Source organism: Psychrobacter pacificensis (assembly GCF_018336615.1).
Taxonomy (GTDB): Bacteria; Pseudomonadota; Gammaproteobacteria; order Pseudomonadales; family Moraxellaceae; genus Psychrobacter; species Psychrobacter pacificensis.
This window is the reverse complement of sequence record NZ_CP048752.1, coordinates 2,020,275-2,038,520: the sequence shown is the minus strand read 5'-3', so window position 1 is coordinate 2,038,520 and position 18,246 is coordinate 2,020,275. Positions and strand designations below refer to the sequence as shown.

Here is an 18,246-nt window from a genome sequence, read left to right as displayed (position 1 = left end):
TTACTTGTTTAAGGACAATTATGGCAGGCAATAGTATTGGGCAGGTTTTTACGGTCACCACGTGCGGTGAGTCACATGGCGCAGGACTGATGGCCATCGTTGATGGCGTACCACCAGGTTTAGCATTATCTGCAGACGATTTACAAGTAGATCTGGATCGTCGCAAACCGGGTACGTCTAAGTATTCAACCCAGCGCCGTGAGTCTGATGAAGTTGAGATTATCTCTGGCGTATTTGAAGGCAAAACCACAGGGACATCCATCGGTCTATTGATTCGCAATACCAATCAAAAATCAAAAGACTATAGCGATATCAAAGATACCTTCCGTCCTGGACATGCCGATTATACTTATAGCATGAAATACGGCTTTCGTGATTATCGCGGTGGTGGTCGTTCGTCAGCGCGTGAGACGGCTATGCGAGTGGCTGCTGGTGCTATCGCTAAGAAGTACTTACAAGAACGGCTGGGCGTACAAATTCGTGGTCATGTGACCCAAATCGGCAATGAGCATAGCAATGTACTAGACCCGAACCAGATCGATTGGGAATTTGTCAATAGCAATCCGTTCTTCTGCGCAGACAAAGAAGCGATTGGCCGTTTTGAGACCTTGATTGATAACTTGCGCCGCGAAGGCACCAGTTGCGGTGCACGCCTTGATGTCATTGCGAGCGGTGTACCCGTAGGTCTGGGCGAGCCAGTATTTGATCGCCTAGATGCCGATATCGCTCATGCGATGATGAGTATCAATGCGGTCAAAGGGGTTGAGATTGGCGATGGTATGGCAGTGGCAGGTCAATTTGGACATAGCGCTCGTGATGAGCTGACCCCAGATGGGTTTGCAGCCAATCATGCGGGCGGTGTCTTAGGCGGTATCTCATCAGGCCAAGATATCCGTGTCAGTATCGCGCTTAAGCCAACGTCTAGTATTACCACCGCTGGTAAAAGTATCAATACCCAAGGTGAAGCAGTCGATATGCTCACTAAAGGCCGTCATGATCCTTGCGTCGGTGTGCGTGCCACGCCTATTGCCGAAGCGATGCTAGCGATTGTAGTGCTCGATCACTATCTGCGTCACCGTGGTCAGAACGCGGATGTAAAGCCGCCAGTACAATCGATTGCTTAGTATTTTTGCCTTAGAGAAGTCAGCCCTTTATTGTTTCCAGTAGTTTGATACTAGAAATGATAAAGGGCTTTTTTATGTCCCAATAAAATACAGGGGTTACCTAAAAACAATCAACGTGCTGAGCGAGCAAGATATCAGGCTGCCAATCGATATTCATCAATAGCTACACATTGCTGATGCCGAAAGACCAGTAATAATTGCTGACTAGGAATCGCTAGCCAATGTCCAAACTCAATACTACCGACACCTTGGCTGGATAGTATCTGCGCGCAGTGATGACGGCTGAGGCCGATTAGGTGCTTGATCATAGGATCATCAGTTAATTGACGTGACATAAATGTTCTCCTTCTAATCTGCTTTACAAATTTGATGGTTCAATAGATCTTAGTGCTATCGTAAAATAAAGAAGTAGAAATCCTGTGCAGTCATGATGGAAAATTGATGAACTGTTATCAATGCTTATTCTTAAGCCAGGGGCAGGGTAATACTAACCATCACACCAGAACGCTGATTTTTACCAGTATGATTTTTATCAGTGCCAATTTTATTATCATTAGCATGGATATTATCAATAGTTACCTGACCGCCATGATGCTCAATGACTTGCTTTACTAAAGTGAGTCCAAGACCGGTACCTTTTTTGAGAATACTATCGGACTGTTTTGAGTCAGCTTTGTGATGTGCTGAACCTGTATCTAGCGTATAGGTTGTATTCTGATTTTTCACTTGCTGAACAGAATGGCTTTGATGAGATAGGCTAAAATAACGCTCAAAAGCTTTTTCAATAGCATAATCAGGCAATAGCTTTCCATCATTAAATATATCGATGATTACCGTTCGCGCTGTGCTGTGCAACGAAATATCAACAGTGTTATCAGCAAAATGAATGGCATTATCCAGCACATTTTGTAAGACTTGTACCAACCAAAATTGGTCAGCAAACACACTGGTAGAGGCCAATAATTCTGCTGGTAAGTTTGTAGTGTTTGTCATGTGCTGATCATCGATGTATATATCGATAGGTTGTAGATTCTGCTGTTGCTGCTTAGCGGTATTGTCTTTTATTAGAGTCTGTAATAATGGCAGTAGCGGCGTTAGCTGACGACTGAGCTTAAAAGTAGGCTGTTCAACTTTCGCAAGCAACAGTAGTCGGTCAATGAGCTGCTGCATTTTTACGCTTTGCTCACCAACCGTCTCAATGAGCATCTGCCGATCATCCTGATCAAGCATATGACCATCTAGTCCATCATCTTCTAACAGCTCACTACTGGCGCGAATGGCGGTTAAAGGGCTTTTTAACTCGTGAGTAAGTGTATGCACATAATCAGTGACATAAGCACGATTCTCTAGTCGATGCTTCATAGTCTCAATGGTATCTGTCAGGCTGTTTAGCTCATGACCCAGATAAAAATAGGGTTTTTTGGTGTCTTCTGCCAGCGAACTGGTATATTGAGTCACCAAGGTAATACTTTGCTTGAGCCACCAAGCGACGAATCCTGCCAGAATGAGGGCAGCAATACTGATAAATAACGCGGTGATTAGCATACGGTTACGCGTGTCGTCCAAATAAGGTAGCACGCTGGCGACAGGTTTGCCGACGCTGACCACGCCGATGATATCGCCAGACATATTCTTTATTGGCTGTGCGACATACATGACCGAGCCATCATCACGCTGCTGGTTATCCCGCAGCGTACTTCTTGCACCGTACTGACCTCTTAATGTGAGATAGACATCATTCCAGCGCCCATAGTTTTGTCCTTCATTATTGTCAGGTTTGGGTAGCGAATCATAAATGACCCTGCCGCTGCTGTCTGTTACATATACCCGAAAGCTGCTATAGCTTTTGGCTTGATAGACGGGACCTAAATTATCGTTAATCGCTGGTATGCCTACAAAGGCTGCATCAAGTTGCGCTTGATAAGCCTCATCGTATAGTTGCCCTGTAGATAATGGTATCTGGAGACTGGCCGCAAGTAACTTACTGGTGTCTAGGAGCGTGTCTTCGATGACTTGCTGCGCGGTTGGCTTGACGTAGCCAAACAACTGGGTAAATACAACCACGCCGCAAATGATGAGTACCAAAGCAACTGCAAGCCAAATCCTAAAAAATATACTTAAATTGAGCAGTCGTTTACGTTTAGGAGTTTGCTGCACAGTACCAATGGGATGCAATTTGGCATACCAATTGTTTTGGTCGTTATGAGTATCGCTCTTAGCATTATTGGCATTATGATTCATAAATTAGCAGCTATTATTAAGCTGGACATAATGCGTAACCCAGTCCACGATGTGTATGAATGACTTCAATACTCGTATCAACAGTCGCAAGTTGCTTACGAATCGACTTGATATGGCTGTCTATCGTGCGTGCTAGGCGATGATCAGGATAATCACTAACTGCGTTAAGCAGCTGCTCACGGCTAAAGACTTGATTCGGTGCTTGTAATAATGTGAGTAAAATTTTGCGCTCAGTATTACTAAGTTCCAGCTTTTGCTCTTGCCACGTTAATGAGTAATTAAGCGGTTGATAGTGCCAAACGCCAGATTGATTTTCAAACGTTAATGCTTGTCCTGATAGATTATTCGAGGAGGTGCTTTCAGTGCTGTCATTTGAGTTTACGGTATGAGAGCCTGACTGTTGAATTAGCTGTTCACGTCGCCAAATGGCTTTTAGGCGTGCGACCAATTCACGTGGACTAAAGGGTTTGGCACAGTAATCATCGCCACCCATCTCCAACCCTAAAATACGATCGACCTCATCGCTACGTGCAGTCAAAAATATAATAGGCAAGTCTTTTAAGGCGTCGATATCAGGTGTATGACGTATTTGTTGGCACAGACTCAGACCATCACCATCTGGCAGACCGACATCCATAATGATCGCCGATAGATCTTGTGCTTCATGACTATGCAGCATGGGTAACACACTACTGGCATTATCCAGCCAAGTCATCTGCCAGCCTTCGCGCTTGCAGGTAACCTTGAGTGACATGGCAATCGCAGGATCATCTTCTACCAGTAAAATATGGGTCATAATCTCTACATCATCTTATAATCTTAGTAAATTATCGTAGCACAAAACAGCAGACTGCTCTTGCTACTAGGAACCAAATGGTGTGAAAAGTTAATGGAAAAGTAGGGTGCTCAGTAGATGGTTTGCGGTGTAATCATTTTAATGCATTTAACAAAAAGGCCAGCTCAATGGATAAGCTAGCCTCGGTAATACAAACTAAGCGTGATTATCTATTAATAGACTAAATCTATTTAAGACCTTTGCAGTTGGCGTAATAGCTTACCGTAGCGGGCCAATCCGAGAAAATGCCTTGGACACCGACATCCTGCGCTAGTACATCAATATAATTCATCATATCACCATCATTGTTGATAGCATCTCCAAGACCGCTATAGTACCAATCGCCACCGTCGGTTAATGGTCCTGAACGCTCTATCGACCAGGTAATAATTTTTAGACCATTGGCTTTGGCTTGTTTTGCGTATTCTGATGGTTGCATATTGCCTTTACCGTCAGTAGTGACTAATAACCAAAGTGCTGGAGCAATAGTGTTGATGCCGCGTGCTTTGATATCAGCCAATGAGTGCTTCCATGTACTTGCGTCGTTTTTATTAAAGGTTTTATCGTCAGCGGTCTCATTGCTGTCATCAATAAGATAGACGGCATTGGCGCCATAAGCTGGCTCGTTTTTGATCCAGTAATCCAGATCTTCTATATTGAATGACTGGGCAAATACATCACTTGCAGGCACGCCCGCTGCCTTATAAGTATCTATCAGCTGTTGGCGATAATCGTCTAAACGATAGCCATTAAACGGCATGGTCACGGCTGGTGTTTTTAGCTCAGGCGTGTGCTTCATGCCTAGCTGGCGTGCCAATGCGATATGCTCTTTTAACGTCAATACCTTACCATTTTGTGAATACAAGTCCGTTCGCCACGGTGCGGTTGCATTCATATACTCGCTAATACTGGTTGCTTTTTTATTGGCAGCATCCATCTTACCCGTCAAGGTTTTAAATTGAGCGGCACTGATATCTGAGGTGCGACATTCGATACTATCGGCATTGGTAAGTTTACCCTGAGCATCCAATACAGGCGGTACGGTACATTGCTTGGCCAGCGGCGTGGTTAGAATATTAGTCGTGGTGTGCAAATCGTTTTGGGCATGACGACAGACAAGCTCACCGTCATTGGTAAATGCAACATCACATTCTAAGATGCCAGCACCCATTTGTGCTGACGCCACGTAGCTATCATAAGTATGTTCAGGTAGCTGTAATGGCGCACCTCGATGTGCAATAGAGAAGTCCGTCTTACTTGGTAGTTGCCCCTTGCATGCTTGGAGCTCCTGTTTTAATGGTCCCTCATCCATATCCTTGATCAGATAAAACGGACGCACGCCATAGGTATATGCGACAGGTGAGGACGGTTGCGGCTGTGATTGCAGTTGCGCTGTCGATGAAGAGGCTTTTGATGTGAGCATTGAGCGGCTATCAGTAGTGCAGCCTACTATTAGTAATGAGGTGACAAGCGTTAAAGGTAAGGCGAGATGAATCTTATTGACTTTAGCCAGCGTGTGCTTACTCAGCTCAAGCGCTGATTTATTAGAAATTGTCATGTAAAATGTTCCTGCAAAATTATAAAAAATCCCATCGGACGTAGGGATAGGAATTAAAAGATTAGCGTTTGACTATTGGTTGCTATTTGCTAAAAGAAACTAAAGGTCTTGCATTCTTGTATGAGCTTAGCCTTGTAAGAACTTAACATTAATGCAGATACAATTGTAGGAAAATGTACTAAAGAGTAGACAATTGACAGTATATAAGCTTGATAGTACTGGGCTTATCGGTCATAAAATCATACGTGTCTTCTTATACTGTTCTCATTTTTGCTATTGTCCATTTAGTGCCCCACTATTGATTAGTACCTCACTATTGACCATATTCTCAAACTAACAGATGATATTGACCATATAATGACACATACATTATTTTGACAAAAAACATAGAAATGCTTAGGGCATCTCTCACTACATTATTAAGGATAACTATGAGTAACTATTTAGACGCCGTCGTCGTTGAGCACAATCCCTCTCAAAAAAAGATAGATCGCGCGGTGATTTGGCTACACGGCTTAGGTGCTAGCGGTCATGATTTTGAGCCAGTGGTACCGCAGCTTGGACTGGCTGATGATATGGCAGTACGTTTTATCTTTCCACATGCACCAAAACGCCCAGTCACAGTAAATGGCGGCATGGTAATGCCAGCATGGTACGATATCATAGAGATGAGTCTGGAGCGAAAAGTAGATGTGGCTCAGATTGAAGAGTCTGCTCAGCAGATACAAGATTTGATTAGCCGTGAGATTGAGCGCGGCGTATCACCAGAGCACATCGTTATTGCCGGATTTTCGCAGGGCGGGGCGGTGGCGTATCACGTGGCACTTGGCTACCCAGAGCGCTTAGCTGGCTTGATGACGCTCTCTACCTACTTAGCGACCAATGACAATATTGAGTATAGTGCTGCCAATACAGACATGCCGATTCTGATTGAGCATGGTACGCATGATCCAGTCGTGCCTGTCATCCTAGGTGAGCAAGCACATCAGCTATTATCAGCAAAAGACTATAATGTGTCTTATAATACGTATCCGATGGCACATCAAGTCTGTATGCCGCAGATTCAAAATATTGGTCAGTGGTTAAATACCGTCTTGGCTTAAGATGATTCGCTGTAACGTAATGTAATAAGGGTTATGTATAGGTTGAAAAACCATCAATAAATCCTATATAATAGTCAGTCTTATTGGGGATGTTCTGGCTTCGACGCTGGTGATGAAACTCAATGATGCATGTCGAGAGTGTATGTCCTCTCGTTAATCAAACATATATTGTTATAGTCGCAAACGACGAAACTTACGCTCTAGCAGCTTAAACCCTGCTTACTGCGCTGCCGATTACCTATAGTTGGTTAGCCCAGTTGAAGCGTCCGCATATAGGTTCGCCACAAGGGATTGTCTCAATCGCTTGGGTTCAAAAGTAGAGAATCGTCCAATCCATCCTGACTGTCGGATCGGTGCGGATTAAATTTAAAGACAGAAACTAAACATGTAGATTCATGAGCGTAATGCTGGCGGACGCGGGTTCAACTCCCGCCATCTCCACCAAATATTGATAAAGGGCTGACAGTCGCAGATTGTCAGCCCTTTATTTTGCGTGTTTTTTGACTTTCTCTTACCTTATAAAGGGATGGCTACCATATAGGATGTTGGGGTTATTGTTGGTATTGAAGCTTTTCCAGCTGTACAATACTAACAAGAAATACTCTGATATCCTTGTCCTATATCACGTTACGTAGCATAGATTTCACCATGAAAAATCTCGTGCTTATCATCGTCGTAATTAGCTAAAACGCTACTCAAGGCAAGCTAGAATTGCTTTTCAGTATGTCTATTTGTAACCTTCAAGTCGAAAAAATATATTGTAGAAAGTGAATTTATTTGTAAAGTATAAAAATAACAGACTAAAAATGAGGGATTAAACATGCTTATCGAACTACAGGGTAGTAGATTGACTCAGGCAATATTAGAGCGGGATGATAATCAGGTATGGTGTGCTGTGAGCAATGTCAGTGACGATCATGCTATGACAGCCATCGATAATGGGTATTACGAATTATTAGTGTCTATCGTGTCTTTGGGTGATGATGGCTTTGTTTGTGATAAAGGCCATCTATGGCAGTACGCTGTACCCGTTAAAAAGGTCGAGCTTACTCAAGATGACGTAGGCTTATAGTTGAACGAACACGGATGTAACCTGATTGTTTGCCTAAATTGCCTAAATAATCATCTTCATTGTAGGAGTCAGTGGTATGGATAGTGGAATGGTGGGGAGTAAATTGACGCGCTCAATGCTTGAAAGTGGGCATCAAGAAATATGGTGTGCCGTGAGTGATGTGAGCGATGAAGACGCTATGGAAGATCAAGTAGGGAACGACTTTACAGCGTGTATCGTAGATTTTAGGGACGGGCAGTTTTATTGCGCCGCAGATAATGGTTGGTTTCATGCAGTACCGATTGAGGTACGTGCACTAACGCAAAATGAAGTTGGTTTTTAAAAAAACTTATCAAAGTATTTAGGGCGTGTCCCTAGTTCTTGCTATCCCACCACGAACAAAAAACCGATCATTTAATTTGATCGGTTTTTTTGCATTATATGGTATTGCTCAAAGTACCTAAGAAATTTAGGGCGTGTTGAACATTCGCAAATAGGCACTGCTGATCGCTAAAATTGTTCCAGACAAGGCACAAAGCGACGATAATGCAGATGCCTTAGCGAGATTTGTAACGCAGTATGGGGCAATTTTAGCATCAGCCCCAACGATAAAAGCAGGGGACAGGACTCTTTTTTGCCGCTTCATCGTTAAAAATAAGCGCTTAGAATGACTAAACTTATTATTTTTAACATCGAATCGCCTAAAAAATAGTCGCTGTCAGTGCCATGGTCGAATGTTCAACACGCCCTAATGAGTTTAGAGCAATTCAACGATTTTTTATTGATGATTAATGTAGTTAGCTGTTTGGTAAATTAGTAGGATAAGGAAAATAGAGTATTAGCAGCAATCTATAAATAATGAACAGCCGTTTATTTTAATGGAGGGCGATCATAATATTATCTTGTCTTGGCACACAATTCTGATTATTCTTAATTGTGGTTTATTTTTAGTATTAGAGGATACATGAATAAAAATAAGCGAACTTTTAACAACGACAGGGAGTGTACTATGTTAGGAAAAATGATGTATCAGCCATTGCTGATCAGTGGTCTAATCGAACACGCTGCCCGCTATCATGGCGATACGGCAGTTTTGTCCAAAGAAGTCGATGGACAAATGACTCATACTAATTGGCTTACGATTTCGAATAATTCAAAGCGACTAGCTAATGCGTTGGCTAAACTGGGACTTAAATCATCAGAGCGCTTAGCCACATTGGCTTGGAACAATCGCCGTCACTTAGAAGCTTGGTATGCGATTTCAGGCAGTGGCATGGTTTGCCACACTATCAATCCACGTCTATTTCCTGAGCAGCTTAGTTACATTATCAATGATGCTGATGACCGCGTGCTATTTTTTGATGTCACATTCCTACCGCTTATCATGGCGATTAAAGAAGATATTAAAGGGATTGAGTACTTTATCTGCTTGAGCGCTCGAGAGGACAGTGTCGTCGCAAAACTGCCTGAGGTATTATTCTTTGATGAGTTATTAGCAGAGCATAATGCTGACTTTGATTGGCCTCAGTTTGATGAAGCCACTGCCAGCTCGCTTTGCTATACCTCAGGAACGACAGGCAATCCTAAAGGGATTTTATATACGCACCGCTCTTCTGTGCTTCATGCGATGGCACTCTGTATGCCGGACGTATCGGGTTTATCTGCGCAAGACGTCCTACTCCCTGTAGTACCGATGTTCCATGTCAACGCGTGGGGAACCCCTTATGCGGCTGCATTAACTGGCTGCTCTCTGATGCTCCCAGGTCCCAATCTGGATGGTGATAGCCTAGTATCTCTCATTGATGATTATAAGGTGACGGTTGCGTTAGGCGTTCCGACGATTTGGCAAAGCCTATTGACCGCTGCTAAAGCCAGAGGCAGTAAGCTTGATAGTATGACGCGGACCATTGTCGGTGGCGCCGCTTGTCCACCATCAGTGATTAAAACGTTTAGAGAAGATTTTAATTGTGATGCGGTACATGGCTGGGGTATGACGGAGACCAGTCCGCTTGGAACGATGAATCAAATAAAAGCTAAGCATAAATCACTGAGTAAAGATGAGATTGACGAGCTACGTAACTCTCAAGGACGTCCACCGTATGGTGTTCAGTTACGTCTCATAGACACTGATGAGCCACTTAAGCCAGTCAAAGAGGATGGAGTGTCTCAGGGTCGCTTGCAGATCAAAGGTCACTGGATTATCAACGATTATTATACAGAGAATCCTGATGCCATTACAGAAGATGGCTGGTTTGACACGGGTGATATTGCAACTATTGATGCTGATGGTTATATGAATATTCGTGACCGATCAAAAGATTTAATTAAGTCTGGTGGAGAATGGATCTCCTCAGTAGAGCTTGAAAATATCGCTGCCGGCCATCCACAGATAAAAATGGCAGCTGCTATCGCCGCAAAACATAAAAAATGGGGAGAACGTCCGGTACTGATTGTGGTAAAAGAAGAGAATGCAGAACTCGATGAGTCACAAGTGCTAAGTTTTTATGAAGATAAAATTGCTAGCTGGCAGATACCTGACAAAGTTATTTTTGTAGAGAACATCTTACTAAACGGTGCCGGAAAAATGGTGAAAAAAGACTTGCGTGATGAGTATAGTGATGCGCTATTAGAGGCGTAGCTTTCTGCTTTTAAGATACCATTCATGATATCCCTGATTGGTGTTAAAAAATCTTAGCCATCAGATACTATGATGGTAATCACGATCAAAAGGTTGTTTACGCTCATAGCGTAGACAACCTTTTTTAGTGTTTTTTTCTGAGTTACCAAAATAAGCCTTATCGCGCGATGCTCAGTGACTTGGCGACTTGGCCACTTGAGATGAAGAGATACCTTTTTCGGTCTGTTCTCTCTTTAATAATATCAATTTTGATATCCAGATTATAAACTATAGGTCTTTCAGTTATGATATTTTCCTCACATGCTACTACTCTATTTTAGAAATAGTATTTGCGAAAGCGAGTACGTACTGAGCGTGGTGGTTGCTCAACATGGAGTGTGACAGTGAAAAAGTTCGAAGAAATTTGTCTCATTGTGATTGACGATATCAAGTCTGGACGAAAAAAAGTAGGAGACAAAATACCCTCCATTCGAGCGATGGCCGAAAAACATAAGGTGTCCAAAAACACCGTAATCACGGCTTATAACAAGCTGCTTGAGCAGCACTGGATCAAAGCGCTGCCCAAATCGGGCTTTTATGCGGGAGAGGATTTGTCCAATACACCCATGCTAAACGCGACCCCGTTTTATACAGGTATTGACTTGTTGGAGCAACAAATGGTCAACCAGTCGCATCATAAGCCTGGGGCGGGCCGCTATCCCAAAGAGTACATGGACAAGCTCAACCTTGAGCGCTATTTGGGGCAGGCTAGTGACCGTTTTGGGAGTGAAAGCGCTGAGGTGGCACATTTTGATCGTGGTAATGGCGATCCTGCTGGCAATGTATTACTGCGAGGGCTGCTGGTCGACATCCTAAGCAGGCGCGCTATGACGGTTGAATCGCAAAATGTTCTATTGACCTATGGCACCAATCACAGTTTGGACTTGATCATTCGGCACTTTTTGACCAGCGGCGATCCAGTCATCGTTGAGTCTCCCGGATATTATCCGCTATTTAGTAAGCTTGAATTACATCAAGTCGCTATTAATACCATTAAGCGAACCAAATTGGGCATAGACGCTAATCATTTAGAAGCCCTTATTATTAAATCTCAGCCCAAGATTTTATTTTTGCAGCCTTTTGCACAAAATCCGATGGGTACAGATTTGACGTCTCAGAATATGGCAGAGATTCAGGCATTATGCACCCAATATAATGTGATTATTGTGGAAAACGACCCGTTTTTATTGGCAAGAGACGACGCTGCCAGTTACTTTTTTAATCAAACCTGTCCTGTGATTTATGTCAGTAGTTTTTCAAAAACCGTCTCTGCGTCGATCAGATGTGGTTTTGTCGTCGCCTCCAAATCGGTGATCAAATCACTCACACGGCTTAAGATGATTACGGTGATCAACACCTCATCCATCATGGAAAATATCCTCAACCATCTGATCACCAGTGGCGCTTTGACCAATCATTTGCAAGCGCTCAAGCATCTGTCTGCAGAGAAGTCAGCCACTGCCATCACTCAGCTAAACAAAATCGACGGCCTGACGCTGTATCCGCACAATCCCAGTGGTAATTTTTTGTGGTTTCGTATTCCGATGGACGATAAAAAGGCAGTAGAAGACGCAAAGAGTCATAATATTTTCATCGCGCCTGGTAGTCTGTTTTTTCCCTCCGATCCGACTTATTTTGCCTTAAGAGTCAATAAATTCTATATAGACAAAACCACGGTTAAGTTTATTAAAACTGCTATTTTTAACCATCATTAACGCTTATGTTTATGCGTTATATCAAAGCATACTTTTTGCTTTTGACAGTGTGGGAGATATTTTTTGTTTAATAACATGATACAAAACCTGCCAGTATTTCTTAAAAATGCATCGATAATGACCGATATTTTTGTCATTTTGTTTGATGAATCGCACCGCCCATTTTCCTAGTAACTGCCTGCCATAGCACAGAAATGTGTGCCCAAAACGGGTACAGTTTCCTATCAAAACGTTCATCTGTACCCTTGGAAGCAAGCTGTACCCGTGATATTTCTATTATAGTTAATGCCAGTGATACCCCTATGGAAAGGCGGACTGGTAGACATATCACAAGGAAGAAAGTAAGGCTTACAAGGAGAAGGACTGTGTTGGCACTATTGGGATTTTTGACGATTTTCGTATTTTTGGCGCTCATACTGACCAAAAGGGTGTCCGTCATTGTGGCATTGATTCTTGTGCCTGTCGTTTTTGCTTTAATCGGCGGCTTTGGCGCAGAGCTTGGCGGCTTTATGCTAGACGGCATCGTGGGTGTGGCACCAACGGGTATCATGCTGGGGTTTGCCATTTTGTTTTTTGGCGTGATGAACAACGCTGGTTTGTTTGATCCGCTTATCTCGCGGGTATTAACACTGGTCAAAGGCGATCCTGTCAAAATCTGTATCGGCACCGTGGTGATCGCCATGGTAGCGCATTTGGATGGCTCGGGCGCCTCGACGTTTTTAATCACCATTCCAGCCTTACTACCGCTATATGACAAACTGGGTATGAAGCGAATCATACTGGCGGGTTTTGTGGCGCTTGGCGCAGGTACGATGAACATGACGCCTTGGGGCGGCCCAACTGCACGTGCGGCGGCGGCTTTAGAGGTGAGTACCGCGCAGTTATTTAATCCGCTTATTCCTGCGTTTGTGGCAGGTGTAGTTTGGATTGTATTTGTGGCCTATCTTGTGGGCAAAAAAGAGCGCAAACGCTTGGGCGTTCAAGACATGGAGCACAGCTTGCATGATGAGCTAACGGAAGAAGCGCGCGATATGCGTCGCCCCAAGCTATTTTGGTTCAATTTGATATTGACCATAGTTACTATTGTGGCGTTGGTGCAAGTTTGGCTACCGCTGCCAATCGTCTTTATGCTGGCATTCGCCATCGCTGTGCTTATCAATTATCCCAAGCCTAATGATCAAATGGATCAGATCAAGTCGCAATCGGTTGGCATGATTACCGTGGTGTCCATCATTTTTGCGGCAGGCATCTTTACGGGCATTTTATCAGGGACAGAGATGATTTCTGCGATGGCGACGGCGCTGGTGCAGATCATTCCAGATGCGGTGGGTGGTTCGATGGGCGTCATCGTTGCCGTCTTGAGCATGCCTTTAAGCCTCGTCTTTACGCCTGATGCTTATTATTTTGGGGTGATGCCAATTTTGGCACAGACCGCGAGTGCATACGGGCTGGATCCTGTCCAAATTGGTCAAGCGTCTATGCTGGGACAAATGACCACCGGATTCCCACTCAGTCCGCTGACCGCATCGACGTTCTTGTTGATTGGCCTTGCGGGTGTGGAGCTGGGCGATCATCAAAAGTTTGTCTTTAAATGGGCGTTTGGTACCACGCTGGTCATGACCATTGTGGCGGTAGTCACAGGCGTGATCATTTAATAAAATAATCAGGAGTAAGGAATGAAAACCATCAAAATTGGGTCTGGCGCAGGTTATGCCGATGACAGATTGACGCCTGCGCTTGATGTTATGACCTACGGCGACGTGGACTATATCGTGTTTGAATGCTTGGCTGAGCGTACCATTGCCATTGCCCAGCAGCGCAAAATGCAGCAGCCAAACGAGGGTTATGACCGTTTACTTAAGTATCGTATGGCGCAAGTACTGCCGCTGTGTGTCGAAAAAAAGGTCAAAGTCATCAGCAATATGGGGGCTGCCAACCCCAAAGCTGCTGCCGAAACAATCAAACAGATCGCCGAGCAGCAAGGGTTTCATGGGTTAAAAATCGCCGCTATCACGGGCGATGATGTGTTTACAGACATTGTGCGTTATCAGAATGAGACGCTGCTGGAAAACAACCGATCTATCAAAGATTTGGGCGACTCTATCGTCTCTGCCAATGCCTATATTGGTGCCAAAGGTATCGTGCAAGCATTGAGCGCTGGCGCAGATATCGTCATCACGGGTCGCGCCGCCGATCCGTCGCTCTTTGTGGCGCCGATGGTGTATGAGTTTGGCTGGTCTTTTGACGATGCCGATTTGATGGGCAAAGGCGCGATTGGCGGTCATTTGATGGAGTGCGGCGCTCAGATCACAGGTGGTTATTTTGCAGATCCTGATTATAAGGAGGTACCTGAGCTTTGGAATGTTGGCTTTCCTATCTTGGCGGTGACAGAGGACGGAGAGTATACCGTGTCCAAGCTGCCCAATGCTGGCGGGTTGGTCTCTGAGGCGACGGTAAAAGAGCAGTTGCTGTACGAAATTCATGATCCTGCCCGCTATCTTACCCCAGATGTGATTGCTGATTTTTCTAACGTGTCTGTGAAAGCCATTGATAACGATGTGGTTCAAGTGTCTGGCGGATCAGGCAGGCCCAAAACAGGTCTATTGAAAACCAGTATCGGCTATAAAGATGGCTATATCGCAGAAGCGGAGATCAGCTACGGCGGTTCAGGGGCAGTCAAAAGGGCCGCGCTTGCCAAGCGGGTCATTGAAAACAGGCTAGCCGCTGAGCATATTAAACCGATCGAGATACGCTATGACTTTATCGGTCTCAATTCGTTATATAGCAATGAGTTTGCCAGCACGGCGGAGGCGGCCGAGGTGCGACTACGGGTGGCGGCGCGTACCCCGGATAAAATCATGGCACAAGCCATCACCCGAGAGGTCGAGACGCTGTATACCAATGGCCCCGCAGGTGGCGGCGGTATTCGTTCACACATTCAGGCTATCGTGTCCATCGGTTCTATCTTGATTCCAGAAACCGATACGGACATTACTGTCTCATATTGGGAGTCAAATAAATGAAACTACGTGAAATTGCCCATTCTCGCACTGGTGACAAAGGCAATATCTCCAATATTTCTCTGATCGCGTTTGAGGAGACTGATTACGAATTGCTCAAAGATAAAGTAACCGCAGCCGTGGTCAAAGACTGGTTCCAAGATATTGTAGCAGGAGAGGTGATTCGTTATGAGTTGCCAAACTTAAAAGCTTTTAACTTTGTTTTGTATGGGGCATTAGGCGGCGGGGTGACCAAGTCGCTGGCGCAAGATATGCATGGCAAGAGCTTAAGCTCAAAGCTGCTGGACTTGGACATATAGATAAGAGTTGCGAATCATAGATACAGCAAAGCCCTGATATCAGGGGCTTTGGCTACTCTATAAGATAGTATAGAACTATGTAATGGTACCCGGAGCCGGACTTGAACCGGCACGCTATTGCTAGCGAGGGATTTTAAATCCCTTGTGTCTACCAATTTCACCACCCGGGCAAAACTTGTGTTATCTAACATGTAAACTAGCTGATAGACTGTCTAGTTACTAGATAAGTGGTCGCTATTATAATCGGTTGGGATAATAATGCAAGCCAAAATTAACGTAAAGTTAATAAATAATTGGAGGCTGGAGTCGGAATCGAACCGGCGTTAACGGAGTTGCAGTCCGCTGCATGACCACTCTGCCATCCAGCCAATCAAGGTGGACTATATTAGCAAAAATAATTTAAATTACAAGTCATTTTTTGGCTAAAAATAGCTTATTTGCTCACTTGTGCTGATTTTAGTGCTTTTTTATTAGTTTTTTGCGTATTCAGGCTCATCAGCGAGCCGGACTCACTGATGAGAGTACTGATCATTGAGAGTGTACTTTTATAATATCTCTTCGTTATTACGTTTGGCTCGTTTGATATCGCGATAAGTCGCGGTACAAATCAATACCAGCACGCCGAGCGTAATGGCTGGCCAAATTAAAATATATAAGCCGTAGATAAAGACGTTGTCCATGATATCTCCTTATAGTATTTATGAAGGGTTGCCTGTGCAGCGGGTCATATATTGACCAACTGCCAAACCCGCAAGCGGTGCTCGCTACCTGTGTTCATGAAAGCTCAGAGGTCGATGCCTTGGCTTTTTTATCATAATCGCCGACACGTTGATTGATTAAAGCAAAATCAAAGTGTTCATCACCCATGAGGCTAACGATGATACAAGCGATGGTGCTAGCACCATAGGCCGTTAGTGAGGCCAGTAGTACCATGTACTGACGTAAGAAGCCTGTGGCAAAAATGAGCATCAGTACCAGCGTGATCGCTGCCGCTACCATGCCGATTTTACGACCCAAAAAGCCAAAGACCATCAGCCCAATCACGACTGCGGCGCCCACACTGGCCAGTATTTCAAAGAAAAGCGCAGTAAAGCCTGTCATCGGTAGCAGCTCAAAGCGTACCACACAGAATAGCAGTAGGCCGATGATGACTGCCGAGGTAAAGGCGGCATTGGTCACGCGGTTCCAAAACACACTGGCGATGACCGGAAAAACAATCGCGCCCCATAATGCACCGACGAATACGAGCATCACCAAGATATCTAGCTTAAAGCTGGCAAAGATCAGTCCGGCAGCGGTGGCGATAATCATCGTGCTACGACCAACGAGCATCATGGTTTTAGGTTTGACGCGGCCTTTGGCAATGTTTTTGCCATACACATCCGCCATCATAATGGTCGATAATGCCGACAAATCTGAGTCGGCTGTCGATGACAATGAGCCAATGACCAAGATAAAGAACAAGGCGATAAATACAGGGTGCAAGTAAGTGCTGACCATCTGCGGGATGAGGTTGTTCATATTGCCATCTAGTGGCTCGATACCGATGGTCAAAGCCATCAATCCGATCATACCAAGACCGATGACGATACCAGCATAGCCGACCGTGGCGGTAATAAAGGTCTGTTTAATCTTAGTCTTATCGATCGCAAACAAGCGCTGCGTGATGGTTTGGTTACCAATCGCATAAGCAAGTACAGCGACAAAATAGGGCGCTCCTTGCTGAAAAAACGCTTCGGATGAAAAGAAATCCTGCTGTTCAAGCGTGAGGTTAGCGAGGCCATCGACCATGACTTGTGGCCCACCCATCGCAAACAGTACCGCTGGAATAATGACAATACCGATGGCCATCAAAGCGACCAATTGCGCAAAGTCTGTAAAGACGGAAGCACGAAACCCTGAGGTTAGGGTGTAGCTTAGCACCCCGATACCTGCAATCATGACCCCCGTCTGAAACGATAATGGCGATAATACCGATACCAACGCCCCAGCTGCAGTAAAGTTGACCATCAAGCTAATTAAGCTGCCCATAAGGTTGGATATGGCTAAAATTAATTGGCTTGATGAGCCATGGCGGGCGTGGATAAGCTCACCTAAGGTATGACCATCGGGTGCAAGCTCACGAAAGCGCATACCAAAAGGATAGATGAATAAGATCATCAGCGCGCCCCAAAAGCCGTAATGTATCGGCCCTGATACGCCATACTTGTAGCCAGAGGTCGCCGCCGCATAAAACGATGCCGCCCAAATCCAAGTAGCGGTCATACTAGCAGCACCCATGCCAAAGCCGACGCCATGGCCTGCCACCATAAATCCTGAAGTGGTTTCTTTGTCTTTTTTGATCAGCAATGACAACAAATACGTGCCGCCATAAAACGCTAACAACAATAAAATAATGGTTAACGATGAAAATTGGAACAGTGACTCAGTTTTCAAATTCATACCTCGCGATTATTTTACATAAATAAAAGTTTAATAGTATAACTTTATCCAAAACTGTTAAGAATACAATAAAGCCCATAAAAGTTTTATGTAGAGGCATCACACAGTGCTAACAGTTAGCCGTCATAAAAAGCAGTCAGCGCCGACCCAAATGCCGCGCGCTGGCGCACTTGGTGTTTTA

The 18,246-nt window shown here is 44.5% G+C and carries 15 protein-coding genes, 2 tRNA genes and 1 other RNA gene; 10 read left to right on the top strand and 8 right to left on the bottom strand.

All coding sequences use genetic code 11. The features are described 5' to 3' along the window. Positions 1 to 20 precede the first annotated feature (20 nt). The gene (aroC, locus tag GYK50_RS08585) at positions 21 to 1,124 is read left to right on the top strand and encodes a chorismate synthase (protein ID WP_212563688.1); all 1,104 of its coding nucleotides are present in this window, start codon (positions 21 to 23) and stop codon (positions 1,122 to 1,124) included. A gap of 134 nt (positions 1,125 to 1,258) precedes the next feature. Here aroC and GYK50_RS08580 read toward each other — a convergent pair whose 3' ends face one another. From GYK50_RS08580 to GYK50_RS08565, 4 genes are all read right to left on the bottom strand, one after another. Further along, positions 1,259 to 1,459 (bottom strand): hypothetical protein, encoded by a 201-nt coding sequence (locus GYK50_RS08580; RefSeq protein ID WP_212563687.1) that lies wholly within the window; start codon positions 1,457 to 1,459, stop codon positions 1,259 to 1,261. A 130-nt stretch (positions 1,460 to 1,589) separates the two neighbouring features. Further along, positions 1,590 to 3,365: a two-component system sensor histidine kinase CreC gene (gene creC, locus GYK50_RS08575; protein WP_212563686.1), complete on the bottom strand. Its 1,776-nt coding sequence runs from the start codon at positions 3,363 to 3,365 to the stop codon at positions 1,590 to 1,592. A gap of 16 nt (positions 3,366 to 3,381) precedes the next feature. Further along, complete coding sequence (locus tag GYK50_RS08570) at positions 3,382 to 4,161, bottom strand: response regulator (protein WP_212563685.1); 780 nt, start codon at positions 4,159 to 4,161, stop codon at positions 3,382 to 3,384. A 226-nt stretch (positions 4,162 to 4,387) separates the two neighbouring features. Then, positions 4,388 to 5,758, bottom strand: a complete 1,371-nt coding sequence (locus GYK50_RS08565; RefSeq protein ID WP_212563684.1) for a glycerophosphodiester phosphodiesterase family protein — start codon at positions 5,756 to 5,758, stop codon at positions 4,388 to 4,390. A gap of 431 nt (positions 5,759 to 6,189) precedes the next feature. On the opposite strand from GYK50_RS08565, the gene GYK50_RS08560 reads away from it, so the two are divergent. The 9 genes from GYK50_RS08560 (at position 6,190) to GYK50_RS08520 (ending at position 15,623) form a co-directional block, all read left to right on the top strand. Further along, positions 6,190 to 6,861, top strand: coding sequence for an alpha/beta hydrolase (locus GYK50_RS08560; protein WP_212563683.1), 672 nt, complete (start codon positions 6,190 to 6,192; stop codon positions 6,859 to 6,861). Between the two features lie 85 nt (positions 6,862 to 6,946). Continuing rightward, positions 6,947 to 7,305, top strand: a transfer-messenger RNA (tmRNA) gene (gene ssrA, locus GYK50_RS08555). 376 nt (positions 7,306 to 7,681) lie between these two features. After that, the gene (locus GYK50_RS08550; RefSeq protein WP_058024156.1) at positions 7,682 to 7,933 is read left to right on the top strand and encodes a hypothetical protein; all 252 of its coding nucleotides are present in this window, start codon (positions 7,682 to 7,684) and stop codon (positions 7,931 to 7,933) included. 76 nt (positions 7,934 to 8,009) lie between these two features. Continuing rightward, entirely contained in the window at positions 8,010 to 8,255 is a 246-nt protein-coding gene (locus GYK50_RS08545; RefSeq protein ID WP_212563682.1) for a hypothetical protein, read from the top strand. 666 nt (positions 8,256 to 8,921) lie between these two features. Further along, positions 8,922 to 10,550, top strand: coding sequence for a long-chain fatty acid--CoA ligase (locus tag GYK50_RS08540; RefSeq protein ID WP_212563681.1), 1,629 nt, complete (start codon positions 8,922 to 8,924; stop codon positions 10,548 to 10,550). Between the two features lie 329 nt (positions 10,551 to 10,879). After that, positions 10,880 to 12,304, top strand: a complete 1,425-nt coding sequence (locus tag GYK50_RS08535) for an aminotransferase-like domain-containing protein (protein ID WP_212563679.1) — start codon at positions 10,880 to 10,882, stop codon at positions 12,302 to 12,304. A 365-nt stretch (positions 12,305 to 12,669) separates the two neighbouring features. Further along, positions 12,670 to 13,959 carry a CitMHS family transporter gene (locus GYK50_RS08530; RefSeq protein WP_212563678.1) on the top strand — a complete coding sequence of 430 codons (1,290 nt, stop codon included), beginning with the start codon at positions 12,670 to 12,672 and terminating at the stop codon, positions 13,957 to 13,959. Between the two features lie 21 nt (positions 13,960 to 13,980). After that, positions 13,981 to 15,327, top strand: a complete 1,347-nt coding sequence (locus GYK50_RS08525; RefSeq protein ID WP_212563676.1) for an acyclic terpene utilization AtuA family protein — start codon at positions 13,981 to 13,983, stop codon at positions 15,325 to 15,327. Beyond that, the gene (locus tag GYK50_RS08520) at positions 15,324 to 15,623 is read left to right on the top strand and encodes an AtuA-related protein (protein ID WP_071003550.1); all 300 of its coding nucleotides are present in this window, start codon (positions 15,324 to 15,326) and stop codon (positions 15,621 to 15,623) included. Before GYK50_RS08525 ends, GYK50_RS08520 begins: the two co-directional genes overlap by 4 nt. Before the next feature lie 83 nt (positions 15,624 to 15,706). Here GYK50_RS08520 and GYK50_RS08515 read toward each other — a convergent pair. The 4 genes from GYK50_RS08515 to GYK50_RS08500 form a co-directional block, all read right to left on the bottom strand. Continuing rightward, positions 15,707 to 15,793 (bottom strand) — tRNA-Leu (locus tag GYK50_RS08515). Positions 15,794 to 15,917: 124 nt separating this feature from the next. Beyond that, positions 15,918 to 15,991: transfer RNA gene (locus GYK50_RS08510), tRNA-Cys, on the bottom strand. 177 nt (positions 15,992 to 16,168) lie between these two features. After that, complete coding sequence (locus GYK50_RS08505; protein WP_208855952.1) at positions 16,169 to 16,303, bottom strand: putative transporter small subunit; 135 nt, start codon at positions 16,301 to 16,303, stop codon at positions 16,169 to 16,171. 94 nt (positions 16,304 to 16,397) lie between these two features. Further along, complete coding sequence (locus tag GYK50_RS08500) at positions 16,398 to 18,065, bottom strand: sodium:solute symporter family protein (RefSeq protein ID WP_093068989.1); 1,668 nt, start codon at positions 18,063 to 18,065, stop codon at positions 16,398 to 16,400. Positions 18,066 to 18,246: the final 181 nt, after the last annotated feature.